Here is a 26,307-nt window from a genome sequence, read left to right as displayed (position 1 = left end):
GCACAAGGGAGCGAGGCGACTAGCCCGCGACTGCGGCCGCCCGCAGGGTATGGGCGGCGTCAAGCCGCCTTGGATGCCGCCTTGGTCTGGTACATCAGCACGTCGGCACGGTGCAGCACCTCGTCCTCGCGGTCGTCGGCGCCGTAGGCTTGGCAGCCGAAGCTGGCCTTCAGCGGCAGGCGCTGGGTTTGCCAATCCAGGGCCGCGCGGTGCAGGGTTTCCGACAGGGCCTGGGCGCGCTGCATGCCCTGGTCGGGGGCCACCCGGGTCAGCAGCACGGCGAATTCGTCACCGCCCAGGCGGGCGACCACGTCGTGGGCGCGCACATGGTCGGCCAAGGTGCGGGCCACCAGGCGCAGATAGGCGTCGCCGGCCTGGTGGCCGTGAACGTCGTTGATGCGCTTGAAGCTGTCCAAATCCACCATCACCAGCACGCCGCCCCGGCTGCCGCGCCGCGCGCCCGCCAGCTCGCGCCGGAAGGCGACCTGGAAGCCGCGCCGGTTGAGAAGGCCGGTCAGCTCATCCGTCGTGCTCAACGTTTCCAGGTAGTCGATGCGGTCGCGCTGCTCGGTGATGATGCGCTCCGCGTCCGCCAGGCGCATGGCCAGTTCCTGCACCAGCAACTGGTTCAGGCTGGCCGCCGCTTCCGGACCCCGTAGACCCACCGGCATATGTCCCCGGGGCAGGGTCAGGTTGATGGCGGGCATCAGGGGCAGGGCGGTGTCCGGCGGGGTCATTGGCGCTACTCCGTTGGGGGCGTCGGGGGCTGACGCAAGGCGGAGATCGCAAGGGCTGTGCCGCTAGGTAAGCTGCTGATATTAAAGGGACTTGCGATTTGCAACAGGGGGTCCGGCCCGCGTGGGGCAGTTTTTGCCGATCCCCTTTCGGCAGACCCCACCGGCAATGTCTGCCCGGCGTCGGGACTGGGCGGGGCGACGGCGGAGCTGGCGCCGGTCGTATCATGCAGATGTATGATACGGGGGTGGGGCCGCCCCCTGTGACGACAAGAAGGCTTGGCGAGCGCCCCCCGGACACGGCATGCTGCGGGTTCGGGTCTGCCCGTGCCGGGACGATGCCCGGATCAAGGCAGCGGCCCGGATCGAGGTAGCGAAAGTGACGGGAAGAATGCGCACACGTCTGGTGAGCATGGGTTTGGCGTCCTTGGCCGTTCTGGCCTTGCCGGCGGCGGTTGATGCCGCCCCCCCGGTGGCGCCGGCGACCACTTCGCCCACCGCCGCGCCATCCGCCCCCCCGCCGCCGTCCAGCGGTGGCCCCATGGCCGCCACGGTGACGGCCCTGGGCGCGCAGATGTCGCCGCATCGGGCCGCCTATCGCCTGACCCTGGCCTCGTCGCGGGAAGGCAGCCGGGTGACCGGCGTGGTCGGCGCCATGAACTTTGCCTGGAACGACGTCTGCCGCGGCTGGACGACGGAGCAGCGCTTCCAGATCCGCTTCCTGTATTCGGAAGCCGACGACCAGGAGATGACCACCAGCTACACCACGTGGGAGGCCAAGGACGGCAGCGTCTACCGCTTCAACGTCCGCAAGCAGACCAGTGGCCAGCCGGATGAGGAGATGAAGGGCGTCGCCACCCTGAACGGCGAAGCGGGCGGTGTCGCCCATTTCGAAAGGCCCAAGCCGCTGGATGTGGAACTGGCGCCCGGCACCGTCTTCCCCACCGCGCATACCCTACTGCTGATCGACCAGGCCCGTCGCGGCGACACGCCCGTCTATGTCCGCCCCGTGTTCGATGGGTCGGAGGCGGAGGAGGCCGGGCCCGTCTCCGCCGTCATCGGCCAGGCCAAGCCCTTGGCCAAGGACGCCGTTGTCGTGGCCGCCCTGCACAAGGACAAGGCCTGGCCCGTCCATTTGGCATTCTTCGCCAATGACGACCAGCAGGCCCTGCCGGACTACGATACCGCCATGATGCTGATGGACAACGGCATCGTTCAGTCCATGCTGATCGACTACGGCGACTTCAAGGTGCGGGCCGAGCTGGTGGCGCTGGAGCCGCTGCCCAAGCCCGCCTGCTAACCGCGACCGAATCCCGCCTAAAACCGCAGGAACAGGCTTTTCAGCCATACCGGGCTGGTCTTGGCCGCCTGGCGCCAGTCGGCGATGTCCTCGTCCGCCCCGCCGGCGTAGCCCCAGGGGTTGAAAACCTTCAGGCGCCCCGTTCGATAGGCGGACGCGTTGGGTGTCACCAGGGTCAGGCCGTGCACCAGGGCGGTGGCAGCCAACAGGGCGTCGCGGTTGTTGGGCAGACCCACACCCGCGCGGCGCAGGGCCACGGCGGCGTCCACCGCCAGGATGCGCCCCTCGAACGCCACCATGACCCGGTCGTCCAGCCAGGCGCGCAGGGCGGCGCCCGCCGCCTTTTCCGCCCGCTCCGCCTTGGCGACCGACTCCGCCAACTCCATCAGGCTGAGGGCCGACAGGAACAATTGCTGGCGGGGCACGTCGGCGGCCCAGGCGCGCACGCCGGCATCCGGTTTGCCGCCGCGCAGTTCCACCACGACGGGGGTATCCAGCAGGTACATCAGCCGATGTCCATCCGTGTGGCGTCCAGCAGGGCGGCCTTGTCCGGGGAAAGGTCGTCGGGCATGGCCAGCAGGTCGACGATGCTCTGCCCGTCGCCGGTAAGTCTCAGGAATGTCTCGAAATTCATCAGCACGTGGGTGGGCTTGCCCCGGTCGGTGATGAACACCGGCTCATTCAGCGCGGCCCGCTTGGCCCCACCCACGTCCTGGTTGAAATCCCGACTGCTCATTGTAGTCATGTTGCTACGTTCCCGGGGCCAAAGATGTTGCTACATTCCTACGTTTTTTATTCTTTGACAACGCCCGCCACCCGCCCTTAAGCCTGATATCGCTACCAAATGCAAGGCCGGGAAACGGCCCAAAAAGCGGGATGGGATCGCGTCATGGCTTCGGACCTTTTTTCAGCCGACACGGTGCAGAACATCGTCGACACGGCGTCACACCTGTTGTCGCCGCACGGGCCCAACGGGGCCATGACACCGACGGATTTCAGCGTCCATTTCTTCCTGCAGTTGTCCGCCATCATCCTGACCTGCCGCGTCGTCGGCTGGCTGGGACAGAAGCTGCTGGCCCAGCCCCAGGTGGTGGGGGAGATGATCGCCGGCGTGGTGCTGGGGCCGTCGCTGCTGGGCCTGCTGTTCCCCGGCCTGGCGGCGGAGCTGTTTCCCAAGGAAACCAAGAACGTGCTGTATGTCGGCGCCCAGTTCGGCGTCGGGCTCTACATGTTCCTGGTGGGCACAGGGTTTCGGGGCGACCATTTCCGCACCAACGGCAAAAGCGCCTTCGCCGTGTCGCTGTCCGGCATCCTGGCACCCTTCCTGGTGGCCCTGCTGATCACACCCATGCTGCTGAATGTGCCCGGCCTGTTCGCCGACGGGCTGCCCCGGACCCAGGCCACCCTGTTCCTGGGCGCCTGCATCGCCCTGACCGCCTTTCCCATGCTGGCCCGCATCATCCATGAGCGCGGCCTCAGCGACAGCGCGCTGGGTACCCTGTCGCTGACGGCGGGCGCTTTCGACGATGCCGCCTCATGGTGTGTGCTGGCTGTGGTGCTGGCCGTGTTCGGCGCCGGGCCGGGCGTCGCCGTGCTGGCCATCGGTGGCGGGGTGGGTTTCGCTCTGTTCGTCATCGTCTTCGGCCGCCGACTGCTGGCGCCGCTGGGCCGTGCGGTGGAACGCCGGGGGGAGATGACGCACACCGTGCTGGCCATCACCCTGGCCGTGTTCTGCCTGTCGGCCTTCGTCATGGACGCGGTGGGCATCCATGCCATCTTCGGCGGCTTCATTGTCGGCACCGCCATGCCGCGCGGCCTGTTCGTGGAGGAATTGAAGAAGAAGGTGGAACCGGTGGCCGTGGTCCTGCTGCTGCCCATGTTCTTCACCTATTCTGGCCTCAACACCCGCATGGACATGGTGAATTCCGCCTCCCTGCTGCTGATGGCGCTGGGCGTGCTGGTGGCGTCCATCGTCGCCAAGGGGGTCGCCTGCTATGCCGCCGCCCGCTTGTGCGGGGAGGACAACCGCACCGCGCTGGGCATCGGCGCCCTCATGAACTCCCGTGGGCTGATGGAACTGATCATCATCAACATCGGCCTGCAAAAGGGCATCATCGGGCCGACGCTGTTCTCCATGCTGGTGCTGATGGCTATCGTCACCACGATGATGGCGTCCCCGCTGTTCGAGCTGGTCTATGGCCGTAAGGCGAGGGCCAGCGGTGAGTTGGGGGCGGTACCGGAACGAGCCTGAGGCGGGCCCCATGACGCGCGCGCGGACCATCCTGATCGTCGGGGGCGGCACGGCCGGATGGCTGGCCGCCGCCTACCTCGCCCGGTACCTGGGCGTGCGCGAGGATGGGCCGATCCGCATCACCCTGCTGGAATCGCAGGACATCGGCATTGTCGGGGTGGGGGAGGGGACCTTCCCTACCATTCGCAACACCCTGAAATTCCTGGGCCTGGATGAAGCGCGGTTCATGCGCGAAACCGCCGCCACCTTCAAGCAGGGCATCCGCTTCGACCGTTGGGTGACGGGGGCGGAGGATGACAGCTTCTTCCATCCCTTCGAGGCGCCCTTTCCCATGGAGGGTGCCGGCCTGGTGCCCTACTGGCTGTTGCAGGAGCGGGACGCCCGCCCGCCCTTCGCCCAGGCCATGACCTTACAGCCCCGGGTGGCGGAGGCCCGGCGCGCGCCCAAGCGGGGGCCCGAGGGGGATTTCGAGGCGCCGCTGAACTACGCCTATCATTTCGATGCCGCCAAGGCCGCCGCCGCGCTGGCCCGCTGTGCCCGCGACCTGGGCGTCCTGCACCTTCAGGGCACCGTGACGGACGTGGCGTTGGGGCCGGATGGGGCCATCGATCATGTGCTCACGCGGGAGCAAGGGTCCCTTTCCGCCGACTTCTACCTTGATTGCAGCGGATTTCGCGCTGAACTCATCGGCCGCGCCTTGGGTGTGCCGCAAAAGCCGGTGAAGCCCATCCTGGCCACCGACCGCGCGCTGTCCTGCAAGGTGCCGCATGGCATGCCGGACGCGCCGCTGGAAAGCGTCACTCTAGCCACCGCCCACGCCGCGGGCTGGACATGGGATATCGGGCTGGAAGGCGGGCGGGGGATAGGCTGCGTCTATTCCAGCGACCATATGTCGGACGACGCGGCCGAGGCCGCGCTGCGCGCCTATCTGGCCCCGCTGCTGGGCCGGGACGCGGCCCCGCCGCCCTTCCGCCGCATCGCCTTCGACCCCGGCTATCGTGAGACGCCCTGGGTCCGGAATTGCGTCGCCATCGGCCTGTCGGCCGGCTTCCTGGAGCCGTTGGAATCCACCAGCGTGGTGCTGGTGGAGGTGGCGGTGGGCATGCTGGCCGAGCTGTTCCCGCATGACGGCGACTGGCAGGCGCCGGCCGCCCGCTTCAATGAGCTGATGACCCGGCGGTTCGAGAACATCGTCGCCTTCCTGAAGCTGCACTATTGCCTCAGCCGGCGGGAAGAGCCGTTCTGGCGGGACAACCGTGACCCCGCGACCATTCCGCCCGGACTGCGCGACCTGCTGGCGCGGTGGCGCACCCGTCCGCCCAGCCGGTTCGATTTCGCGCTGGACCTCGAAGCGTTCGCCTACTTCAATTACCAATACATCCTGTATGGCATGGGCTTTGAAACCGACCTGTCGGCGGCACGCGGCGCCTATCCCGATGCCGAAGCGGCGCGCAAGATCTTCGCTCGCGTCCAGACCTATGGCGACCATGCCATCCGCGACCTGCCGGCGCACCGGGCGCTGATCCGGCGCTTGAACCAGACCAGCGCCCCTGAGGACCGGGTGGCGTTACGCCGATAGCGCCGCCGGCGCCGGCTCGGCCAGCATGCTGCCGGTGTCGCGGGCGCGGATGTGCCAGCTGAACGCCTCTTCCAGGATGTGCGGCGTCTGGCCGCCCCGGGCCACGGCCCGGCGCACATAGTCGGCCATCTGCTCGCGATAGCTGGGGTGCAGGCAGTTCTCCATGATGGCGCGGGCGCGTTCCCGGGGGGCCAGGCCGCGCAGGTCGGCCAGGCCGCGCTCGGTGACGATCACGTCCACGTCATGCTCCGTGTGGTCCACATGGGTGACCATGGGCACGATGCTGGAGATGCGGCCGTCCTTGGCCAGCGACTTGGTGACGAACACCGACAGCTGGGCGTTGCGGGCGAAGTCGCCCGACCCGCCGATGCCGTTCATCATATGCGTGCCGTTGACGTGGGTGGAGTTCACGTTGCCGTAGATGTCGCACTCGATGGCGGTGTTGATGGCGATCAGGCCCAGGCGCCGCACCACCTCGGGGTGGTTGCTGACCTCCTGCGGGCGCAGGATGATCCGGTCGCGGTAGCTGGCGATGTTGGGCATGACGCGGGCCATCACCGGCGCCGTCAACACGATGCTGGAAGCCGAGGCGAAGGCCAGCTTGCCGGCGTCGAACAGGTCGAAAGCGCTGTCCTGAAGCACCTCGCTGTACAGTTCCAGGTCGGTGAAGGGGCTGTCCTTCAGGCCGGCCAGAACGGCGTTGGCGATGGCGCCGATGCCGGCCTGCAAGGGCGGCAGGTGCCGGGGCAGGCGGCCCGCCAGCACTTCCTGCTCCAGGAAGGTGATCAGGTGGCGGGAGATGGCGGTGGTGTCGGCGTCCGCCGGCTGCAGCGTGGTGGCGCTGTCCGGCTGGTTGGTCACCACGATGGCGGCGATCTTGGCCGGGTCGATCTGCACCGCCGGCGTGCCCACACGGTCCGACGCCTTGGTCAGTTCGATGGGCTCCCGCGCCGGGCGGCGCTTGGGGATGTAGATGTCGTGCAGCCCCTCCAGGTCCGCCGGTTGGGCCAGGTTGATCTCCACGATCACCTTGTCGGCCAGGATGGCGAAGCTGGCGGAATTGCCGACCGAGGTGGTGGGGACGATGGCGCCCGTCTCGGTGATGGCCGTGGCCTCGATCACCGCGCAGTCCAGGTGGCCCAGCGCGCCGGAGCGCAGCTGCTCCACCATCTCCGACAGGTGCTGGTCGATGAACATCACCTCGCCGCGGTTGATGGCGGCGCGCAGGCGGGCGTCGGCCTGGAAGGGCAGGCGCCGCTTCAGCATGCCGGCGTCCGCCAGCATGCCGTCCAGGTCGTTGCCCAGGGAGGCGCCGGTCAACAGGTTGATGTGCAGGGGCTCGGCCCGGCCGCGATTGATCAGGGCCAGGGGGACGGCCTTGGCATCGCCGGCCCGGGTGAAGCCGCTCATGCCCACCGTCATGCCGTCCTGGATCAGGGCGGCCGCCTGCTCGGCGGTCATGATGCGATCATGCAGGCTGCTCAGACGAATTCGCTCTCTAACCATGTTCTTGTCCGTTGTTCGGCACCGTCCCCTGGGGGCGGTCCCAGGGACTGATGACCGGAGGTCCTGGCGGGCCCTGGTCATTGTGGTCCCTTCGGGGTGCGGGCACCGAATATTTGGGACCCGGCACCCCCACCCCTCCAATAGTTTCTCACAGGCGCAACGATCATGGATTTTGATCGCGGGGTCGGGGCCGACCCATATCAATAAGATATCAAAGACGCCATTCCGATATATTAGACCAACGGCCGGAAGCGGGCGCATAGTTCATCTCACCAACGACCGCGCCGACTGCAGGCGCTGGACCTCACAGGACGCGGCCCGGTTGATTGATGGAGATGATGGAATGTTCGCCCCGTTGAAGAATTCGTCCCGCACCTATGCCTTTGCCGCCGCCCTGTCCGCCCTGGCGCTGTCCGCGCCGCTGGTGGCCTGTGCCGGCACCGGGACGGAGGTGGTGATCACCCCGGCCGTCCACCAGGCCTGCGAGGCGATGGGCCTGAACCCGGCGAATTCCGACTTCGCCGCCTGCACCACCGTGCTGACCCATGTGAAGGGCGAACACGCCCAGGTTTCGCCCCAGGTCGGCCGTGAACAGAAGGCCTGTGCCATGGCGGGTGCCGCTCCCGGCTCCGCCGCCTTCGCCTCTTGCGTCGACAATCTGGACGCCGCGCTGACGGCGCAGACCCTGTCGATCAATTGATGAGGCCTCCACGGTAAAGCCTTTGGGGCGGGGGGATACGGTGGTTGATCCGGTTCCACCCCCTCCGCCCCTCACGTGACGGCGCCTGTCCGCCCTCCTCCCATCGGGTTGCCGGGAGCCGTCACGCATAGGAAAGGACGTGGTCTGCGGGCCGCGTCCTTTTCTTTTCCGGATCAATCCAACCTGAGGTTTTTTTCGTCATGGCCGAATTGGATGTCGCTGGCATCTTCATGGCCCCCATTGTCGGCTATGGTGCCGTCACCCTGGTCCTGTTCCTGATCCTGCGCGGCTTGCTGGCCCAGCTGGGTTTCTGGCGGATCATCTGGCACCCCGCCCTGTTCGAAGCGGCGTTGTTCTCTATCCTGCTGTCCGGCCTGGTGCTGCTATGAACGCCCGTCTGGCGCCGCTTCTGCGGGCCCTGGGCCGGGGTGGGGCGACTCTGGCCATGGTGGGCGTGGCCATCCTGCTGATCGGCGCCCTGTGGCAGCGCTACATGCTGGCGCCGTGGACGCGGGATGGCCGCGTGCGGGCGGAGGTGGTTGACGTGGCGCCGGAGGTGGCCGGCACTATCGTCGACATACCCGTCCACGACAACCAGCTGGTGCGCAAGGGCGACGTGCTGTTCGTCATCGACCCCGTGCGCTTCCGCATAGCCCAAGCCCAGGCCCGCGCCGCCGTCGCCGCCGCCCGGGACGAACGCGCCTTGAAGCTCAGCGACGCCCAGCGCCGGCAGGGACTGGCCGGCGTGGTGTCGGATGCGGAGCAGGAACGGTTCCGCAGCACCGCCAGCGTGGCCAACGCGCAATTGGACGCGGCGGAGGCGGCGCTGGACCTGGCCAACCTGAACCTGGAGCGCTCCGTCATCCGGGCCCCGGTCAATGGCTATGTCACCAACCTGCGCTTGCGGGTGGGCGACTACGCCACCACCGGTCAGCCCCGGGTGGCGGTCATCGACACCGATAGCTTCTGGGTCAGCGGCTATTTCGAGGAAACGAAGCTGGCCCGCATCCATGAGGGCGACACCGCCCGCATCAAGCTGATGGGCTACACCCCGCCCCTGACCGGCCATGTCGAGACCATCGCCCGCGGCATCAACGATCGCAACAGCGCGCCCAACGCCTATGGCCTGCAGGACGTGAATCCCGTCTTCACCTGGGTGCGGCTGGCCCAGCGCATACCTGTGCGCGTGGGCATCGATACCGTTCCGCCGGGCGTGGTGCTGGCCGCTGGCATGACCTGCACGGTGTCGGTCGGCGATGAGGCGCAGCGTCCGCAGGGTCTGGTGGGCCGCGTCCTGGCCCGCCTGGAATCGAGGATCTGAGCCATGACCCGCTGTAAAGCCCTGGCGGCGCTGCTGCTGGGGGGCGTGGTATCGGCCTGCACCGTCGTGGGCCCCGATTACAAGCCGATTCCCCTGGATGACCTGCCCAAGGGTTGGACGGAGCAGTTGCCCCCGGCGGCCGGCGTGGACGCCATGCGCGCCTGGTGGGACAGCTTCCAGGACCCGACCCTCAGCCGCCTGGTCCAGGCGGCCATCGCCGATAACGAAGACCTTAAGATCGCGCGCCAGCGCCTGGTGCAGGCCCGCGCCGCCCGTGTCATCGCCAAGTCCGCCGACCTGCCCGATGTCCGCCTCGGTATTGATCCGGCCCTGCAACGATCTAGTGAAAGCGTGGATTGGCCGGCGGGCATCGGCAGCTATCACACGTGGCAGGCGGAGTTGGATGCCACGTGGGAGATCGACGTCTTCGGGGGCACACGCCGCGCTGTCGAGGCGGCCGACGCCGATATCGCCGCGACGGAGGAGGGGCGCCGCGCCATCCTGGTCAGCCTGCTGGCGGAGGTGGCAACGGATTACGCCCGGCTGCGCGCGGCCCAGCTACGCCTGACCATCGCGGAAAACAACATCGCCGTCGCCGCCAAGGCCCTGGACCTGGCCCAGCGGGCCTATCAGCGCGGCTTGGGCACCCTGTTGGATGTGGCGCAGGCCAAGTCACAGCTGGAAACGGTGCAGGCCGCCACTCCGCCGCTGCAGGCCACCGTGGCGCGCATGAGCCACGCCATCGCCATCCTGCTGGGCCGCTATCCGGGGGAACTGGAGGCAGAGCTGTCGCGGCCGGCACCCTTGCTGACCGTTCCCGCCAGCCTGCCGGTGTCGCTGCCGTCGGAGGTGGTGGCCAACCGGCCGGACATCCGCCGGGCCGACCGGCGTTATGCCGCCGCCAACGCCCGTATCGGCGTGGCCACGGCCGCCAGCCTGCCCCACTTCGCCATCCCCCTGACGCTGATGCCCCAGGCGGCGGACCTGGGCAAGCTGTTCAGTCTGGCCAGCCTGACCTATTCCCTGGGCGCGCAGGTCGCCGGGCCCGTCTACAACGGTGGCCGCGACGACGCCCGCATCACCATGGCCAAGGCGGATGCCGAGGCCGCCCGCATCGATTACGAGCGGACGGTGAAGGAGGCATTGCGCGATGTGGAGGACGCGCTGGTCAACTACCAGACCGAAACCCACCGGCAGCAGAGCCTGGCGGCGGCTCGTGTCGACGCCGCCCAGGCCCTGGATCATGCCACCCGCCTTTACGGCGCCGGCCTCACCGATTTCTTGAAGGTGCTGGACAGCGAACGCCAGGCCTATCAGGCGGAGGACCGGGAGGCGGAGAGCCGCCTGGCCCGGGTGGAACACGTCATCACCCTGTACAAGGCGCTGGGCGGCGGCTGGCAAGGGGTGGATTTGGACGCCGCCACCGTTGACGCCCCCGCCGATTAGGGTTCCGCCAGCGTGCCGGCCAAGGCGACGAAGGCCCGAACGGCCGGTGCCGCGTCCTGCGCCCGGTGGGCCAGCGCCAGGGTGTAGTGGATGTCGTCGTCGGCCAGGGGGCGATAGACCACGCCCTCCACCGCCATGCAGGCGATGGTTTCCGGCATCAGGGAAACACCCAGGCCCGCCGCCACCAGCCGGATGGTCAGTGAGATCTGCGGCACCGATTGAACCACCTGTGGTGCGAAGCCATGGCGGGCGCACAGCTCGTCAATCAAGCTGCGCAGCTCGGCGGCGGCGGCGCGATGGTGCAGCACCATGGGCTCCTTCGCCAGACCGGCCACCGGGACGGCCGGCAACTGGGCCAGCGGATGGCCCGCCGGCAACGCCACCACCAGCCCCTCCGGCCGCAGCGGCAACACGGCCACGCCACCCGGCAGGCTGAGCGGCGGCAGGCGGATGAAGCCGACATCCAGATCGCCGGCGGCGATGGCGGCCAGTTGCGGGCCCACCGCCATTTCCACCAGGTTCAGGTCCACACCCGGATGAGCCTGCCGGAAATCGCGCAGGACGGCCGGCATAAGGGCGCTGAGTCCCGCGGAACCGACGAAGCCCACTTCTAGCCGCCCGACCTCGCCCCGCCCGGCCAGGCGGCCGATGGTCTCCGTCCGCGCCGCCTGCTCCAAGGTCTTGCGGGCCTCCGCCAGGACCAGGACACCGGCGTCGGTCAGGCTGATGCGGCCGCGCGTCCGGTTCAGCAACGGGGTGCCGATCTGCCGTTCCAGCGATTGGATCTGTTGGGTCAGCGCGGGCTGCACGATGTGCAGCCGCTCCGCCGCCCGGCCGAAGTGCAACTCTTCCGCCAGCAGGACGAAGGACCGCAGCAGTTTCAGTTCCAGCATGATGTCCTCAGGCCTTGGTGGTCGCGCTATGGATGGCGGCGGCGCGGCGGGCCTGGGCCACCAGCGCGCGCGCGGCGGCGGCCCCCTCGTTGGCGCGGTAGACCAGCATGATGGGGGCGGTGTCATCCCCGCCCTTCAAATCCAGCAGCCGCACGCCCTCCTGGCCCATGTTGCGCATGCTGTCCGGTGCCAGCGCCACGCCCAGCCCGGCCTCCACCAGGTTCAGCAGCGGCGGGAAGGCCGGCACCTCCTGCACGATGCGGGGGCTGAACCCGGCCTTGCGGCAGGCGGCGATCATGATGTCGTAGATGTTGGGGCCGGCCGTGCGCGGGATGATCAGGAAATCCTCATCCGCCAACTCCGCCAGATCCAGGGTGCCGGCGTCCGCCAGGCGGTGGCCGAGGGGCAGGGCGGCCAGCAACTTTTCCTCCACCACCGCATAGGTGGTCAGGCCCGGCATCTCCGCCGTCCGGCCACGCACCAGGGCCACGTCCAGCGCGCCGTCGCGCACCGCGTCGGTCAGTTGGCCGAAATCGTTCAGTTCCAGGGTCACCTGCACGCCGGGATGCTGGGCGCGGTAGTCGCGGATCAGACGGGCGATCCAGGGATGGGCGGTGACCGACATGCTGAGCCCCAGGCGCAGGCGCCCTTTTTCCCCCGCGCCACCTGGCGCGCGCTGGCCAGGGCCTGATCGATCTGGGCCAGGATGGCCTTGGCGTCCTTCAGGAAGCTGATGCCCACCGCCGTCAGCTCCACCCCTCGGGACAGCCGGTGGAACAGGGGGCTGCCGATCTCCCGCTCCAGCTGCTGGATTTGCTGGCTCAGCGGGGGCTGGCGGATGCCCAGCTTTTCCGCCGCCCGGGTGAAGTGCAGTTCCTCGGCGACGGCGGTGAAATAGCGCAGGTGACGGATGTCCAAGACGGCGTACCTATGTGTTTTGGATATCGAAAAGCGGTGGGTGATATATTGGACTGTAGGCCAGGTGGGGAGCATCATGCAAATCGATGAACTGGCTGGCGTTCCGCTCATGGGCGGTTCCGGGCCCCAACTCCGCGTGGCGTTTCCCCCCGTGTCCTCCCCAAGCCTAGCCCCCGCCGTCGCCCCCTCGCTTCCCGTCCTCAAGGGGCTTGGACTGCCGCGGATGGGGGAATGGATGCCCAGCCGGGGGGCGGTGGGGCACGCCGTGCGCACGGCGCTGGCCACCTTGCTGGCCCTCTACCTCGCCTACGCGCTGCAATTGGAAAGCCCGCAGACGGCGGCGGTGACGGTGCTGATCGTCAGCCATCCCATGAGCGGGGCCGTCATCGCCAAGAGTGTGTGGCGCATCGGCGGCACCCTGGTGGGGGCTGCGGCGGCGTTGGCGCTGATGGCGGGCTTCGGCCAGTCGCCGGAGGCCTTCCTGCTGCTGTACGGCCTGTGGCTGGCGGGCTGCGTGGCGCTGGCCAACCGGCTGCGCCGCTTCCGCTCGTACGCGGCCGTGCTGGCTGGCTACACCTTGGCTCTGGTGGCGCTGGGTGCGGTGGATGATCCCTTGCGCACCTTCGACATCGCCGCCGCCCGGGTGGCGGCCATCGTCGTGGGCGTGCTGGCCAAGATGACGGTATCCGGCATCCTGTGGCCGGTGACGGCGGCCCAGCGGTTGGAAAGCCGGGTGGCCCGCGTCACCGCCGCGGTGATCGGGGCGTTGGCCGATGACCTGACCGGGGCGGGCACGCCCGGCCGCCGGCACCGGGACCTGTTGGCCGAGTTGCAGGGCCTGGATGATCTGGCGACGTACGCGGCGGTGGAATCGGCCGCGTTTCGGCGGCAGTCCGATGGCGCGCGGGTGGCCGCCGCCGCGCTGTTCGGTCTTCTGGCCCGCATGGACGCCGCGCGCCGGGCGCTGGCGTCGCTGCCGGCCGCCGCTGAGCCCTTGCTGGCCTGCTTGAGACCGTTGGGGGAGGGCGACGGCCCGGCTTTCCGCATCGCCGCCGCCGCCGCGCGGCGCCGCCTGAGGGTGGCGCTGCACCTGGCCCATCGGGCCGGCGATACCGCCGCGCTGACGGCCGCGCACCAGTTGGGGGAGGTGCTGGACCTTCTGGTTCAGGTGGCGGTGGCGCGCGACCCCGCCCGCCGCCTGGCCTTCACCCTGCCCGAGCCGGCGGACGGCCCGCTGGGCAGCGCGGTCATCGCGGCGCTCCGCACGCTGATCTCCGTCGGCCTGGCCGCCAGCTTCTGGGTCGCCACCGAATGGCCGGCCGGAACCATCATGCTGAGTTGGACCAGCGCCTTCGGAGCCCTGCTGGCCAGCCGAGCCAACCCGGAGCAGGTCAGCATCCAGGTCTTTCGCGCCGCCCTTTGGGCGGGGCTGCTGGGCCTGCCCGTGACCTTCCTGCTGCTGCCCGCCTTGTCGGAGTTCTGGGGTCTGTCGTTGGTGCTGGCGCCCATCATCGTGGTCGCCGCCCTGATGTCGCAACGACCGGGGCGGGGGGATTTCGGCAGCTTCATGCCCTTGCTGTTCCTGACCCTGGTGGCCCCCACCAACCCCATGAATTACGACCTGCAGGCGTTCCTCAACGCCGCCGCCGCCATCGTGCTGGCCGCCATATGGATTCTGCTGACCTACCGGCTGATCCTGCCGGTGGACGGGAAGGGGGAGGTGCGCCGCCTGCTGGTCAGCTTCTCCGCCAGCGTCCGGGCCTTGGCGTCCGGGGCGGCGGCGTCGGATGGCAAGGCGTGGGAATACCGCCATCATCACCGCCTCGCCCGGCTGGCGGTCTGGGAGGTGGCCTCCGGCGGCGGGGTGGCCGGGAATGGGGACGGCGCCCTGGCCCAGGCGCGCGCCCGCATGGATGTCGGGCGGGCGCTGATCGCCATGCGCGGCTTGCTCCCCGGGCTTGGCCCCCAGGATCGCCGCCGGGCCGAGCTGGTCATGCTGGCGCTGGGGCGGCTGATCGAGGACCCGCCCCGCCTCTCCGCCTTCGCCCGGCGGGCGGGCCGCCGGCTGGAGGTGGCGGCGGATGACGCGGAAGGCCCGCGGCGCCGCGGTCTGCTGGACCTCGCCGCCTGGTGCCGGCAATTGGCCGGGACGCACCCGGACTGAAAATTATCGCGCGCGGCGATATTCCGCTCAATTCCCTCTAGTCCAACGTTAATCGCGGACTACCTGTTCGGATGAGGTGGGCGCCTTAGGGCTACCCAGAGGGCCTATAACAAGGGTTGGCAGGCACGGATGGTAGCGCGACATCGAACCGGCGGCGCATAACCTGCGGGCGCGCCCCATAACGGTTGTACCCGCCCGACTTGTCCTTTAGTGTAGCCCCCACATCGCTACGGACCGCCTCATGGCCACGGTTGCCGCCGCCAAAAAATGTGTCCTCATCGTTGAGGACAACGAACTTAATATGAAGCTTTTCAATGATCTGCTGGAGGCGCACGGCTATCGCACGGTGCAGACCCGCGATGGCGTCATGGCGGTGGAGCTGGCGCGGCGGCACCGTCCTGACCTTATCCTTATGGATATACAGCTTCCGGAGCTTTCCGGTCTGGACGTGACGCGCTGGTTGAAGGAGGATCAGGAGCTGGGGTCGATCCCGATCATCGCCGTCACGGCCTTTGCCATGAAGGGCGATGAGGAGCGTATCCGGGAAGGCGGTTGTGATGATTACATCGCCAAACCCATCTCAGTCGCCACTTTCATCCGGACAGTTCGGCGCTTTCTGGATTAGGGTGCGCGGTAGTGCCTTTTGATCAAGCTGTGGCGTTTCCGCCGCCGCCGGAATAAGTGGTGTCATGTCGGCTCGCGTCCTGGTCGTTGATGATGTCCTGCCCAACGTCAAGCTGCTCGCGGCGAAGCTGACGCGCGAGTATTTCGACGTCATCACCGCCAGCAGCGGGCCGGAGGCACTGGAGAAGATCAAGGCGCACGCGCCCGACATCGTGCTGCTGGACGTGATGATGCCCGGCATGGACGGGTTCGAGGTGTGCGAGCGCATCCGCAGCGACCCCGCCATCATGCATATCCCCGTCGTGATGGTGACCGCCCTGTCCGACATCGCCGACCGCGTGCGGGGGCTGGAGGCTGGCGCCGACGATTTCCTGACCAAGCCCGTCAACGATGTGGCGCTGTTCGCCCGCGTCCGCTCCCTGGTCCGTCTCAAGATGATGATGGACGAATGGCGCCTGCGCGAAAGCACCTCGGGCCAGCTGGGCATGCTGGTGTCCACCGACAGCATGCACAACCAGTCGGCCGAGGGCGCCAACGTCCTGGTGGTGGAGGACAGCTCCATCGACCTGGACAAGATCACCGAGACGCTGTGCCGTGACCGCGGCCGGGTGGCGGCGGCCGACACCTGCGCCAAGGGCCTGGAGCAGGCGCTGGCGGGTGATTTCGACTTCATCGTCATCAGCCTGACGCTGATGCGGGAGGATGGCCTGCGCCTCTGCTCCCAGCTGCGCTCGCAGGAGAAGACCCGCCAGGTGCCGGTCCTGCTGGTGGCGGACGAAACGGATATCGACCGCGTGGCCAAGGGCCTGGAACTGGGCGCCAACGATTACCTGATCAAGCCCATCGACCGGAACGAGTTGATGGCCCGGGCGCGTACCCAGATTCGCCGCAAGCGTTATCAGGAGCGGTTGCGCGCGAATTATGAGCAGAGCCTGTCCCTGGCCCTGACCGACAGCCTCACCGGCCTGTTCAACCGCCGTTACTTGAGCGCGCACCTGCCGCGCCTGCTGGACCGGGGCGGCGACAACCACAAGCCGGTGGCTGCCCTGTTGTTCGATATCGACCATTTCAAGGTCGTGAACGACACCTACGGCCACGGCGTGGGGGACGAGGTCCTGAAGGAGGTGGCGCAGCGCGCCAGCCGCAACCTGCGCAACTTCGACCTGGTGGCCCGGCTGGGCGGCGAGGAGTTCGTGGTCGTCATGCCCGACACCGATCTCGCCGCCGGTGTCCTGGTGGCGGAACGCCTGCGCCGCCGCATCGCCGAGACGCCGTTCAAGGTCAGCGTCGATGGCGGGGAGATCACGGTGACCATCTCCGTCGGCGTGGCCGTGGCCGATGGCGCCCTGGGCGATGGCCGCATGGAAACGGGCGACAGCCTGCTGCGCCGGGCCGACATGGCCCTCTATGAGGCCAAGCGCGCCGGTCGCAACCGCGTCGTGACCGACAGCAGCCTGGAGGCGCCGCCGCTGGCCCATGCCGCCGACACGCCGGATCTCACCCTGCCTGGGTGATGTTTCCTTAGGCGTTGCGCCTATCAGCCGCCATCAGCCCCGGTACAGGCGCTTGCGCACGCTGTCCGACAGGCGCTGCCAGCGGCGGGCCAACCGTATGGCCAGGGGTTGGCCCTCGTGCCGGCCGGCGGGGCGGGCGCCGATGCGCGAATCCATGTCGGTGCGCTGGCGGACGGGGATGGGGCGCACCAGATAGGGGGCGATGCCGTTGTCCCAGTAACGGTCCATGGTTTGGTCCACCGGCATGAAGATGCGCCGGCCGTAGTCCAGCATGCGCCTGGCCCCCTCCAGGCGGATGAGATAGGCGCCGAAGCCCAATACGTGGGTGCCCAGGCGCACCAGCTCGCCATCGCGCAGGGTTTTGACGGTGCGTCCCCGGAACTTCGGGGACTTGGGCTCGCGTACGCGCGGGCGCAAGGATTCCAGCCGCACCACCTGCCATTCCGGCGCGGGGTCGGCCAGCAGATCGGCCACGATGCGGGGCAGGGCGGGGCTCAGCTCCACATCGTCCTCCAGGATGAGGGCGGCGGCGATGTTCTCCCGCACCATGCGCTCATAAAGGCGATAGTGGCTGAGGTAACAGCCGATCTCCGTGTCCAGCATCTCCACGCCATAGACGCGCAGCGCCTTCGCGCGGTCATAGGCGGCGCGGTCGGCGTCGCCGAGGGCACGGCCGTTCACCGCCGGCACGAACTCCGCCGCTAGCCCCAGGCGCGCGCACTGGTCGGTCATATGCGCGCGCCGCACCCCGTCATGCTCTAGATTGATGACGAAGACGGGGCACGGGAGTGTCGGGCTGGAAGGCACGGAAGCGGTGTTCCCAAGGTTCTGGCGCGCCGGGAGAATACCCCAGCCGCCAGACATGCCAATAGGAAAGGGCCGCTCGAGGAGCGGCCCTTCGCCTGACCAGTGTCCTTAACGGTTCCGGCATTCTGTCGCCCGTGGGGGCGGGGCATAGGGCCGGAACGGCGCGCCCGAGCGGGCGCGCGGGACTTACTTGATCTTGGCTTCCTTGAACAGCACGTGCTTGCGAGCCACCGGATCGTACTTCCGGAACTCCAGCTTCTCGGTCGTCTTGCGCGGGTTCTTCTTCTTCACGTAGAAGAAGCCGGTTTCAGCGGAGCTGATCAGACGGATCAGCACGGTATTCTGCTTGGCCATGACCTTTAATCCCACCTACGACAACCCCGTTCGGTCGCCACTCTGGCGGGTCGGGGGCGGTCAAAAACAATTCCGTACCGTGGCCCTCTGGGGCACGGCGTCGCGGCACTTTAGTCAGCGGGCCCTGAGAGTCAAGGCCAAAGAGCCATACGCCGTGGGAACGGGCGCTGCGGCGGGGGATGCGCGCCGTGCATGGGGCCGCGCCACCCCAGGTGGCCGGCCGCAGGCCGCCCCGACGCCGCTGAATGGACTATTCTGAACGCCTTCCGCGTGATCGTTGCACGGTGCCGGACAGGAGAAGCCCCCATGGCCTTTTCCACAGTCGTGAACAGCCAGATCACTGATTCGGTGACGCAGAGCAACGTGAAGGTCGTGGGCGAGGCACCCGCCCAGGCCGAAGGCGAGCTGTTTCAGACGATGGCGGAATCAACCGGCACATCAATGGAAGGCGGGGCGCCGCCGGCTCCCGCGACGGAATAACGGTCCCGGCCGCGTCAGGGATCATTCCCCGCCGCTGGCTGGTCGGCCAGCAGGGGCTGGCCCGCCAGTTGGGCACGGCGCAACAGGGGTGGGTTGGCCAGCAGATCCTCCGCCACCGTCAGGTCCACCGGCGCCGGACGATTGCGCTCCGCCGGGCAGGCGGTGGGCGTACCGATGGGCCGTGGCTGGGCGCGCAAGGGGGCCAGGATGGCGGCGGGGTCCGTCAGCCCCGCGGTGCAGATGGCGGGCGCCAGGCCCTTATGGTCGAACATGTGTCCGGCCGGGGTCAGGATGCGGGACCAGGTGATGAACAGTTCCCCGCCATTCGGCAGGGGGGCGACGGTCTGGACCACGCCCTTGCCGAAGCTGGTGGTGCCCACGTCCAGCGCCCGCCCACTGTCGACCAGGGCGCCCAGCACGATCTCGGCGGAGGACGCGGTCTGCCCATCGGCCAGCACCACCAGGGGGGCGCCGTCCAGGATGTCGTCCGGCGTGGCGTCGTAGTGCTGCACGCTGTCGGGGTGGCGGCCCACGGTGTTCAGGATGGGGCCGCTGGTGATGAACAGGTCGGCCACGGCCACCGCCTGGTCCAGCAGGCCGCCGGTGTTGCCGCGCAGATCCAGCACCCAGCCCGTGGGCGGGCCCGCCGTGCCGGCGGTGTCGCGCAGGTGGCGGACGGCTGCGGCCAGCGCGTCCGCCGTGCCGGCGTTGAACCGGCTGACATGCAGCACGCCCACCGCGCCCGTCCGCTCCGCCATCACCGTGGGCAGGATGATGCGCTGGCGGCTGATGAGCAGCGTCACCATGCCCCCGGTACGGGCGACGCGCACCGGCACGCCGGTGCCTTCCGGGCCGCTGAGGCGGTTCATCACCGCCTCGACCGTCAGGGTGGGGCCGCCCCCGCCGGTGGTATCCACGGGCAGGCCGCCCACGGCGACGATGACGTCGCCCGCCTGCAGGCCAGCCGTGGCGGCCGGGCTGCCGGGCGCCACGGCGAGGATGCGAAAGCCGCGCGGCGTTTCCTCCAGCGTCACACCGATGCCGACATAGCCCTCGCGCCGCGTCCGTTCCGTCCGCGCCGCCGCCGGCACGGAATAGCGGCTGTAGGGGTCGAGGTCGGCGGTGGCGCCCTCCAGCAGGGCGCGGAACAGGGTTTCCCGGTCCTGCTGGGCCGATGCCAAGTCGGTGGATTGCGCCACCACCCAATCGGTGATGCTGGCGGCCAGGTGCGCCCAGGGCGCCGCGTCTTGGCTTTGGGGCAAGCCGTTGGGGGGCAGGGCGAAGGTGCGGGGCGTCCGCTTGCCCACCGCCAGGGTCACGGTGGCCTGGTCGGGGGGCACGGTCACTGTCAGGTCCGGCACCACCCGGCCCGCGTGGATCAGGCCATCGAGCACCAGGCGGCGCATGTCCACCGGGTCCAGGTACAGCTCATCGATCTTGCCGTAGGCGCTCTGGTAGAACTGCTCGGCGGTGACGCCCTTCCCGCCGGGACTGCCAGCGCAGGCGGCGAGGGCGAGAAGCCCGACAAGCGCCGACAGGCTCCGGGCCAGGGCGGCGCCCCGGCGGATATGCGCAGGCCTGAAACTGGTGGTCCGGGCGTGGTCCGCCCGGCAGGTGGCCTGGGCCACGGCGCCTCCCGGTTTGTTTTTCCCTTAGCCGCGGATGCCCATGGCCCACTGCACGCCGATCACCGCCCCCTTGAACAGGGGCAGCAAGGCCAGCGACAGGCCCAGGGTCAACGGTCCCCACAGGGCGGCATGCACCCACAGGGGGGGATGAAAATTCTGTTCCACCGCCAGGGCGGCGCCGACCACGATATGGCCGACGACGAAGATGGTAAAGTAGGGCGGCGCGTCGTCGGCGCGGAAATTACCCGTTTCCAGCCCGCAATTGGTGCAGACCGGCGCCACCTTGGTATAGCCGACGAACAGGGTGTGGGCGCCGCAGTTGGGGCAGCAGCGGCGCATGCCGCGCATCATGGCCGTGCCGACCATGCCCTTGGGCGGGGCGACGATCTCTTCCTGAGTGTCCGTCAAGGCATCCTCCCTATCACCGGCGACACTGGGCCTCGGCGTCACCCGGATGGGATTATCGGGGGGAACGGGGTCGGTCGTCATGGCCTAGATGATGGGTATGGATGGAGCCATGGTCCAGGCGCGTTTGCCAGACCTCAGCCTTGCCGTCCACACCTGTTGTGATTTGCGCGAATTGTGAGCCGGCGAAATCAGACGTTGAGCTGCAACAGGTCCCAGCGGGTGCCGTAGAGGTCCTGGAACACCACCACGGTGCCATAGGACTCGACGCGGGGCTCCTCGCAAAAAGTCACGCCGGCGGCCGTCATGCGATGATAGTCGCGCCAGAAATCGTCGGTGCGCAGGAACAGGAAGACGCGGCCCCCGGCCTGGTTGCCAATGGCGGCCTCCTGCTCCGGCCCCGCCGCCTTGGCCAGCAGCAAGCGGGTTTCGCCAGAGCCCGGCGGCGCCATGACCACCCAGCGCTTACCCCCGCCTAGGTCGGTATCCTCCACGGCGTCGAAGCCCAGCACGTCGCGGTACCAGGCCTTGGCCTCGTCATAATCGCGCACCACCAGGGCGACGCCGCCGATGAATTGCCGGGGGTCGGCCATGGTCAGTCCTTCTTCAGCGGGGGGCGCTTGCTGTGGGCCTTCTGGGGCTTGGCCGCCGTCTTCTTGGTCAGTCGGGCGCGCCCGCCCTTGCCATCAGATTTGCCGCCAGCCAGCCAGGGGGCGTCGTCGGTGTCCTCGCCCAGCAGGGCGAAGACCATGCTGCCGGAGATGCGGTCGGCCTCGACCAGGCGGACCTTGACGATTGTGCCCAGGCGGTAGGTGCGGCCCCAACGGCGGCCCACCAGCTGGTGGTTGACCTCGTCATGGTCGTAGAAGTCGTCCGGCAGGGTGGAGATGGGCACCAGCCCGTCGGCACCCGTCTCATCCAGGGTGACGAACAGGCCGAAGCGGGTGACGCCGCCGATGCGGCCGGTGAAGGTGCCGCCCACCCTGTCCGACAGATAGGCCGCGACATAGCGGTCCAGGGCGTCGCGTTCCGCCGTGGCGGCGCGGCGCTCGGTGACGGAGATATGCTCCCCCACCTGCACCAAGCGGCCAGCTTCCTCCTCATCCAGCCCACCGGGCCCCAGGCCGTAGGCTTTCACCAGGGCGCGGTGCACCACCAGGTCGGCGTAGCGCCGGATGGGGGAGGTGAAGTGGGCGTAGCGCGGCAGGGCCAGGCCGAAATGGCCGATGTTCTCCGGCTGGTACAGCGCCTGGCTTTGGCTGCGCAGGATGACGGTGTTCACCAGGTCCGCCTCCGGCGTCTCCGCCGCCTTGTTCAGGATGCGGGTGAACAGGATGGGCTTCATCACCTGGCCCTTGGCCAGGGTGTAGCCCAGGGACCCCAGGAACTGGCGCAGCGCCTCCAGCTTGTCGCGCGCGGGTTCGGCGTGCACGCGGTACATGCAGGGGCTGTGCTTGGCTTCCAGGGCCTCCGCCGCCGCCACGTTGGCGGCGATCATGAACTCCTCCACCAGGCGGTGGCTGTCCAGGCGGGGGCGCACGCCGATGCTCTGGATGGTGCCGGCCTCATCCAGCTTCACCACCCGCTCGGGAAGGTCCAGTTCCAGGGTGCCGCGGGCGTCGCGGGCCTTCTGCAGCACGGCGAAGGCGCCGTACAGCGGATTGATCACCCGCTCCATCAGTGGGCCGGTCAGGTCATCCGGCGCCCCATCCCGGGACTTCTGCACCTGGGTGTAGGTCAGACGCGCGACGGAGCGCATGAGGCCGCGCACGAAACGGTGACGCTTCAGGCGCCCGTGCGCGTCGATCCACATGTGGACCGCCAGGCAGGCGCGGTTGACCTCGGGCTTCAGCGAGCACAACTCGTTCGACAGCGCCTCGGGCAGCATGGGCACGACGCGGTCGGGGAAATAGACGCTGTTGCCCCGGTCGAAGGCGTTGCGGTCCAGCGCCATGCCGGGACGGACGTAGAAGCTGACGTCGGCGATGGCCACCAGCAGGTGCCAACCGCCGGGATTGTTGGGGTCGGTGTCCGGCTCGGCGAACACGGCGTCGTCGAAGTCGCGCGCGTCCTCGCCATCGATGGTGACCAGGGGAATGTCGCGCAGGTCGGTGCGCCCCTCCACCGTGGGCTCGGGGGCGGCCTCCGCCTCCTCGATCGCCGCCTTGGCGAACTGGGTGGGGATGGCGTGCTGGGCGATGGCGATCAGGCTGACGGCGCGCGGCTCCTCGATGCTGCCCAGCCGCTCCACCACCCGCACCTGCTTCAGGCCCAGGCGGGAGGAGGGCAGCAGTTCGGCCACCACCAGCTCGCCAGCTTGCGCGCCTTCCGCGTTGGCGTCGGCCACGGCGAATTCCGCCTTGGCGCGGCGGTCCACCGGCTTCAGCCGGCCGCCGTCACGGGCGCGCTCATAGATGCCGACGATGCGGGTGGCCGTGCCGCCGTCCAGCTTGCGCATGGTGCGGCCTTCGTAGATGTCTTCTTCCCCGCCAGGCTGGGGTTGCCGCGACAGACGGGCCAGCACGCGGTCGCCCACCGCCAGGGCGGGATGGCCGCGCTTCTCGGCGGCCATGTAGATGCGGGGCGGCGGCGCCTCATGCGCCCAACTGGTCGGCCGGGCCAGCACCTCGCCATCCGGCGTCACCTCCGCCACGATCAGCACCGCGACCTCGGGCAGGGCGGCGGGCACGGCCACGCGCCGGCCCTCGCCCTTCTCGATGCTGCCCTCGCCCTCCAGCTCCTTCAGCAGCTCCTTCAGGACGATGCGGCCGTCGCCGGTGATGTTGAAGGCGCGCGCGATCTCCCGCTTGCCCACGGGCACGGGGCTGGACTGGATATAGTCCATGATCTCTTCCCGGGTGGGGAAGGGGGCGTCGGCCGCACGGCGGGCCGGCACCGGCCTGGGCAAAGCCCGCCGGGGGCCCTCCGGACGCTTCGGCATGGTACTTCCTTAAGCTCGTGGTGGTCGGCGGGCTCAGTCGCCCGCCGCCGCCTTCTTCACTGCGGGCTTCTTCGCGGCTGTGGTGGCCTTCTTCGGCGCGGCGGCCTTCTTTTCCGCCGTCGCCTTGGCGGTCGCCGTCTTGGCCCCCGCAGCTTTGGACGGCGCCTTCTTGGCCGCCGCCTTCTTCGGCTTCTCCTCGCCATCAGCCGCGGTGGCTGCCGCCTTCTTGCCGCTGTCCTTGGCCGCCTTGGCCGCCAGCAGCTCCACCGCCTGTTCCAGGGTGATGGTGTCGGCGTTGATGGCCTTGGGGATGCTGGCGAACAGCTTCAGGTGCTTCACATAGGGGCCGAAGCGGCCGCTGCCCAGGGTGATGGGCTTGCCGTCCTTGGGATGGTTGCCCAGTTCCCGGCCCGCCACCGTCTTGCGCGTGGCCACGCCGGCCAGCAGGACCACGGCCCGGTTCAGGCCGATGGTCAGCACATCGTCGTCCGGCGTCAGGTTCTTGTACGCGTCGCCATGCTTCAGATAGGGGCCGAAGCGGCCGATGCCGGCCGTGATCTCCTGCCCCGTCTCGGGATGCGGGCCCAAGCTGCGCGGCAGGGCCAGCAGGCGCAGCGCGATGTCCAGGTCCACGTCCTGCGGGTTCATGGCGCGCGGCAGCGACACGCGCTTGGGCTTGGGCTCATCCGGCGCGCCGGTCTGGACATAGACGCCATAAGGCCCGCGCTTCATGGACACGGGGTAGCCCGTCTCCGGATCGTTACCCAGCTCGCGGTCGGCGTTGCCCTCCTCGCCGCCCTCGACGCTCAGGGGGCGGGTGTACTTGCAGCCGGGGTAATTGGAACAGCCGATGAAGGCGCCGTTCTTGCCCAGCTTCAGCGACAGCCGGCCCTCACCACAGACGGGACAGACGCGCGGGTCGCGCCCGCCCTCGCTCGGGGCCGGGAAGAAGTGCGGGCCCAGCGCCTCGTCCAGGGCGTCCAGCACCTGGGTGATGGTCAGGTCCTTGGTGCCGTCCACCGCGCCGGAGAAGTCGCGCCAGAAATCCCGCAGCACCGTCTTCCAGTCGATGCGGCCGCCGGAGATGTCGTCCAGCTTGGTTTCCAGGTCGGCGGTGAAGCCGTACTCGACATAGCGGTTGAAGAAGTTCTCCAGGAAGGTCGTGACCAGGCGGCCGCGGTCCTCCGGCTCGAACCGGCGCTTTTCCAGGCGGACGTAGTTCCGGTCCTGCAGCACCTGCAGGATGCTGGCGTAGGTGGAGGGGCGGCCGATGCCCAGTTCCTCCATCTTCTTCACCAGGCTGGCCTCGGTATAGCGCGGCGGCGGCTGGGTGAAGTGCTGGTCGGACTTGACCTCGCCCTTGGCCAGGTCGTCGCCGTCCTTCATGGCGGGCAGGCGGGTGTCCTTCTCCTCCTCATCGCCGGCGTCGTCGCGGTCCTCCTGATAGACCTTGAGGAAACCGTCGAAGGTGACGATGGAGCCGGTGGCGCGGAACTGCGCCTCCGCCTTGGGCGAGGCGATGTCGACCGACACCTGGTCCAACTCGGCGCTGGCCATCTGGCAGGCCACGGTGCGCTTCCACACCAGCTCGTACAGGCGCTGCTCGTCCTTGTCCAGGAAGCGGCCCATCTGGTCCGGCCGGCGGAACATGTCGGTGGGCCGGATGGCCTCGTGCGCTTCCTGCGCGTTCTTGGCGCTGGATTTGTACACGCGCGGGGCGTTGGGCAGGTACTCGTTGCCGAAGGCGGAGGAGATCAGGCGGCGGGCGCCGTCGATGGCCTCGTTCGACAGCTGCACGCCGTCGGTACGCATATAGGTGATCAGGCCCACCGTTTCGCCACCGATGTCCACGCCCTCATACAGCTTCTGGGCGATGCGCATGGTCTTGGTGGCGCCGAAGCCCAGCTTGCGGCTGGCCTCCTGCTGCAGGGTGGAGGTGGTGAAGGGCGGGAAGGGGTTGCGGCGCACCTGGCGCCGTTCCACCGCCCGCACCATGAAGGACAGCGGGCGGATGGTGGCCAGGGCCGCGTCGGCGTCGCCCTTGTTGCCCAGGGTGAACTTGTCCAGCTTCTTACCGTTCAGGCCCACCAGGCGGGCGGTGAAGGGCGCCCCGGCCGGTGTGCGGAACTCCGCCTCGATGGTCCAGTATTCCTGCGGGCGGAAGGCCTCGATCTCCGATTCCCGCTCGCAGATCAGACGCAGGGCCACGGACTGCACGCGGCCGGCCGAGCGTGAGCCTGGCAGCTTGCGCCACAGCACCGGCGACAGGGTGAAGCCCACCAGATAGTCCAGGGCGCGGCGTGCCAGATAGGCGTCCACCAGTTCCTGATGCACCTCGCGCGGATGGGCGATGGCGTCCAGGACGGCGCTCTTGGTGATCTCGTTGAAGGTGACGCGTTTCACGTCCACCTTGCCGGTGATGCGTTTCTCGTCCAGCAGCTGCTTGACGTGCCAGGCGATGGCCTCCCCCTCGCGATCCGGGTCGGTGGCGAGGTAGATGCGGGTGGCGCCTTTGGCGGCCTTGGTGATGTCGTCGATATGGCGTTTGGAGCGGTCGCCCAGCTCCCACTCCATGGCGAAGTCCTCGTCCGGCTTCACCGAGCCGTCGCGGGCCGGCAGGTCGCGCACATGGCCGTAGCTGGCGAGAACGGTGAAATCATCGCCCAGGTACTTGTTGATGGTCTTCGCCTTGGCCGGCGATTCGACGATGAGGACGTTGCTGCCCGACAAGGGGACCCCGCA

25 protein-coding genes are annotated in these 26,307 nt (G+C 68.7%); 11 read left to right on the top strand and 14 right to left on the bottom strand.

What is annotated here, in order from left to right:
• Nucleotides 1-59: 59 nt before the first annotated feature.
• The gene (locus UCD39_RS02100) at nt 60-737 is read right to left on the bottom strand and encodes a GGDEF domain-containing protein (RefSeq protein ID WP_330494482.1); all 678 of its coding nucleotides are present in this window, start codon (nt 735-737) and stop codon (nt 60-62) included.
• 388 nt (nt 738-1,125) lie between these two features.
• Between UCD39_RS02100 and UCD39_RS02095 the strand changes: the two genes are divergently transcribed.
• Nucleotides 1,126-2,034: a cell envelope integrity EipB family protein gene (locus UCD39_RS02095; protein ID WP_330494481.1), complete on the top strand. Its 909-nt coding sequence runs from the start codon at nt 1,126-1,128 to the stop codon at nt 2,032-2,034.
• A 17-nt stretch (nt 2,035-2,051) separates the two neighbouring features.
• On the opposite strand, the gene UCD39_RS02090 is transcribed toward UCD39_RS02095, so the two are convergent.
• On the bottom strand, nt 2,052-2,540 hold the full coding sequence (locus tag UCD39_RS02090; protein WP_330494480.1) for a PIN domain-containing protein: 489 nt from the start codon (nt 2,538-2,540) through the stop codon (nt 2,052-2,054).
• Nucleotides 2,540-2,770, bottom strand: coding sequence for a type II toxin-antitoxin system Phd/YefM family antitoxin (locus UCD39_RS02085; protein WP_330494479.1), 231 nt, complete (start codon nt 2,768-2,770; stop codon nt 2,540-2,542). Before UCD39_RS02085 ends, UCD39_RS02090 begins: the two co-directional genes overlap by 1 nt.
• A gap of 153 nt (nt 2,771-2,923) precedes the next feature.
• Here UCD39_RS02085 and UCD39_RS02080 point away from each other — a divergent pair, with 153 nt between their 5' ends.
• The gene (locus tag UCD39_RS02080) at nt 2,924-4,285 is read left to right on the top strand and encodes a cation:proton antiporter (RefSeq protein WP_330494478.1); all 1,362 of its coding nucleotides are present in this window, start codon (nt 2,924-2,926) and stop codon (nt 4,283-4,285) included.
• A 10-nt stretch (nt 4,286-4,295) separates the two neighbouring features.
• A complete protein-coding gene (locus tag UCD39_RS02075) occupies nt 4,296-5,864 on the top strand; it encodes a tryptophan halogenase family protein (RefSeq protein WP_330494477.1) in 1,569 nt (522 codons plus the stop codon).
• Here UCD39_RS02075 and scpC read toward each other — a convergent pair.
• A complete protein-coding gene (gene scpC / locus UCD39_RS02070) occupies nt 5,853-7,370 on the bottom strand; it encodes a succinyl-CoA:acetate CoA-transferase ScpC (RefSeq protein WP_145735112.1) in 1,518 nt (505 codons plus the stop codon). The genes UCD39_RS02075 and scpC overlap by 12 nt on opposite strands.
• Before the next feature lie 343 nt (nt 7,371-7,713).
• Between scpC and UCD39_RS02065 the strand changes: the two genes are divergently transcribed.
• From UCD39_RS02065 to UCD39_RS02050, 4 genes are all read left to right on the top strand, one after another.
• Entirely contained in the window at nt 7,714-8,070 is a 357-nt protein-coding gene (locus tag UCD39_RS02065) for a hypothetical protein (RefSeq protein WP_145735111.1), read from the top strand.
• 200 nt (nt 8,071-8,270) lie between these two features.
• Nucleotides 8,271-8,459, top strand: a complete 189-nt coding sequence (locus UCD39_RS02060; protein WP_145735110.1) for a DUF1656 domain-containing protein — start codon at nt 8,271-8,273, stop codon at nt 8,457-8,459.
• On the top strand, nt 8,456-9,391 hold the full coding sequence (locus UCD39_RS02055) for an efflux RND transporter periplasmic adaptor subunit (RefSeq protein ID WP_330494476.1): 936 nt from the start codon (nt 8,456-8,458) through the stop codon (nt 9,389-9,391). The genes UCD39_RS02060 and UCD39_RS02055 overlap by 4 nt, the downstream gene beginning before the upstream one ends.
• Before the next feature lie 3 nt (nt 9,392-9,394).
• Nucleotides 9,395-10,837 (top strand): efflux transporter outer membrane subunit, encoded by a 1,443-nt coding sequence (locus tag UCD39_RS02050; protein ID WP_330494475.1) that lies wholly within the window; start codon nt 9,395-9,397, stop codon nt 10,835-10,837.
• Here UCD39_RS02050 and UCD39_RS02045 read toward each other — a convergent pair.
• Genes UCD39_RS02045 through UCD39_RS02035 form a run of 3 tightly spaced genes read right to left on the bottom strand, consistent with a single transcriptional unit; the run spans nt 10,834 to nt 12,648 of the window.
• Nucleotides 10,834-11,730 carry a LysR substrate-binding domain-containing protein gene (locus UCD39_RS02045; protein WP_330494474.1) on the bottom strand — a complete coding sequence of 299 codons (897 nt, stop codon included), beginning with the start codon at nt 11,728-11,730 and terminating at the stop codon, nt 10,834-10,836. The genes UCD39_RS02050 and UCD39_RS02045 overlap by 4 nt on opposite strands.
• A 7-nt stretch (nt 11,731-11,737) precedes the next feature.
• Nucleotides 11,738-12,355, bottom strand: a complete 618-nt coding sequence (locus UCD39_RS02040; protein WP_330494473.1) for a LysR substrate-binding domain-containing protein — start codon at nt 12,353-12,355, stop codon at nt 11,738-11,740.
• Nucleotides 12,319-12,648 carry a LysR family transcriptional regulator gene (locus tag UCD39_RS02035; RefSeq protein WP_330494472.1) on the bottom strand — a complete coding sequence of 110 codons (330 nt, stop codon included), beginning with the start codon at nt 12,646-12,648 and terminating at the stop codon, nt 12,319-12,321. Before UCD39_RS02035 ends, UCD39_RS02040 begins: the two co-directional genes overlap by 37 nt.
• Before the next feature lie 235 nt (nt 12,649-12,883).
• On the opposite strand from UCD39_RS02035, the gene UCD39_RS02030 reads away from it, so the two are divergent.
• From UCD39_RS02030 to UCD39_RS02020, 3 genes are all read left to right on the top strand, one after another.
• A complete protein-coding gene (locus UCD39_RS02030; RefSeq protein WP_330494471.1) occupies nt 12,884-14,812 on the top strand; it encodes an FUSC family protein in 1,929 nt (642 codons plus the stop codon).
• A 241-nt stretch (nt 14,813-15,053) separates the two neighbouring features.
• Nucleotides 15,054-15,437 (top strand): response regulator, encoded by a 384-nt coding sequence (locus UCD39_RS02025; RefSeq protein ID WP_330494470.1) that lies wholly within the window; start codon nt 15,054-15,056, stop codon nt 15,435-15,437.
• Between the two features lie 64 nt (nt 15,438-15,501).
• Complete coding sequence (locus UCD39_RS02020; RefSeq protein ID WP_330494469.1) at nt 15,502-16,950, top strand: PleD family two-component system response regulator; 1,449 nt, start codon at nt 15,502-15,504, stop codon at nt 16,948-16,950.
• 33 nt (nt 16,951-16,983) lie between these two features.
• Here UCD39_RS02020 and UCD39_RS02015 read toward each other — a convergent pair whose 3' ends face one another.
• Together UCD39_RS02015 and rpmG are read right to left on the bottom strand one after the other, a co-directional pair.
• The gene (locus tag UCD39_RS02015; protein ID WP_330494468.1) at nt 16,984-17,814 is read right to left on the bottom strand and encodes a glycosyltransferase family 25 protein; all 831 of its coding nucleotides are present in this window, start codon (nt 17,812-17,814) and stop codon (nt 16,984-16,986) included.
• Between the two features lie 129 nt (nt 17,815-17,943).
• Complete coding sequence (gene rpmG / locus UCD39_RS02010; protein ID WP_040845325.1) at nt 17,944-18,111, bottom strand: 50S ribosomal protein L33; 168 nt, start codon at nt 18,109-18,111, stop codon at nt 17,944-17,946.
• A 306-nt stretch (nt 18,112-18,417) separates the two neighbouring features.
• Between rpmG and UCD39_RS02005 the strand changes: the two genes are divergently transcribed.
• Nucleotides 18,418-18,591: a RebB family R body protein gene (locus UCD39_RS02005; protein ID WP_330494467.1), complete on the top strand. Its 174-nt coding sequence runs from the start codon at nt 18,418-18,420 to the stop codon at nt 18,589-18,591.
• A gap of 14 nt (nt 18,592-18,605) precedes the next feature.
• Here UCD39_RS02005 and UCD39_RS02000 read toward each other — a convergent pair whose 3' ends face one another.
• The 5 genes from UCD39_RS02000 to topA all read right to left on the bottom strand — a co-directional run bounded on the left by UCD39_RS02000 (nt 18,606) and on the right by topA (nt 26,295).
• A complete protein-coding gene (locus tag UCD39_RS02000) occupies nt 18,606-20,219 on the bottom strand; it encodes a S41 family peptidase (protein WP_330494466.1) in 1,614 nt (537 codons plus the stop codon).
• A gap of 24 nt (nt 20,220-20,243) precedes the next feature.
• Nucleotides 20,244-20,627 (bottom strand): DUF983 domain-containing protein, encoded by a 384-nt coding sequence (locus tag UCD39_RS01995; RefSeq protein ID WP_246130664.1) that lies wholly within the window; start codon nt 20,625-20,627, stop codon nt 20,244-20,246.
• 188 nt (nt 20,628-20,815) lie between these two features.
• Nucleotides 20,816-21,217 (bottom strand): VOC family protein, encoded by a 402-nt coding sequence (locus tag UCD39_RS01990; protein WP_330494465.1) that lies wholly within the window; start codon nt 21,215-21,217, stop codon nt 20,816-20,818.
• Nucleotides 21,218-21,219: 2 nt separating this feature from the next.
• Nucleotides 21,220-23,565, bottom strand: coding sequence for a ribonuclease R (gene rnr / locus UCD39_RS01985; protein WP_330494464.1), 2,346 nt, complete (start codon nt 23,563-23,565; stop codon nt 21,220-21,222).
• Between the two features lie 33 nt (nt 23,566-23,598).
• A complete protein-coding gene (gene topA, locus UCD39_RS01980; protein ID WP_330494463.1) occupies nt 23,599-26,295 on the bottom strand; it encodes a type I DNA topoisomerase in 2,697 nt (898 codons plus the stop codon).
• Nucleotides 26,296-26,307: the final 12 nt, after the last annotated feature.

It is taken from the genome of Nitrospirillum karajorum (assembly GCF_036348415.1).
In the GTDB taxonomy this organism is placed as follows: domain Bacteria; phylum Pseudomonadota; class Alphaproteobacteria; order Azospirillales; family Azospirillaceae; genus Nitrospirillum; species Nitrospirillum amazonense_B.
Note: the sequence above shows the minus strand (reverse complement) of the source record. Positions and strands in the feature narration are given on the sequence as shown.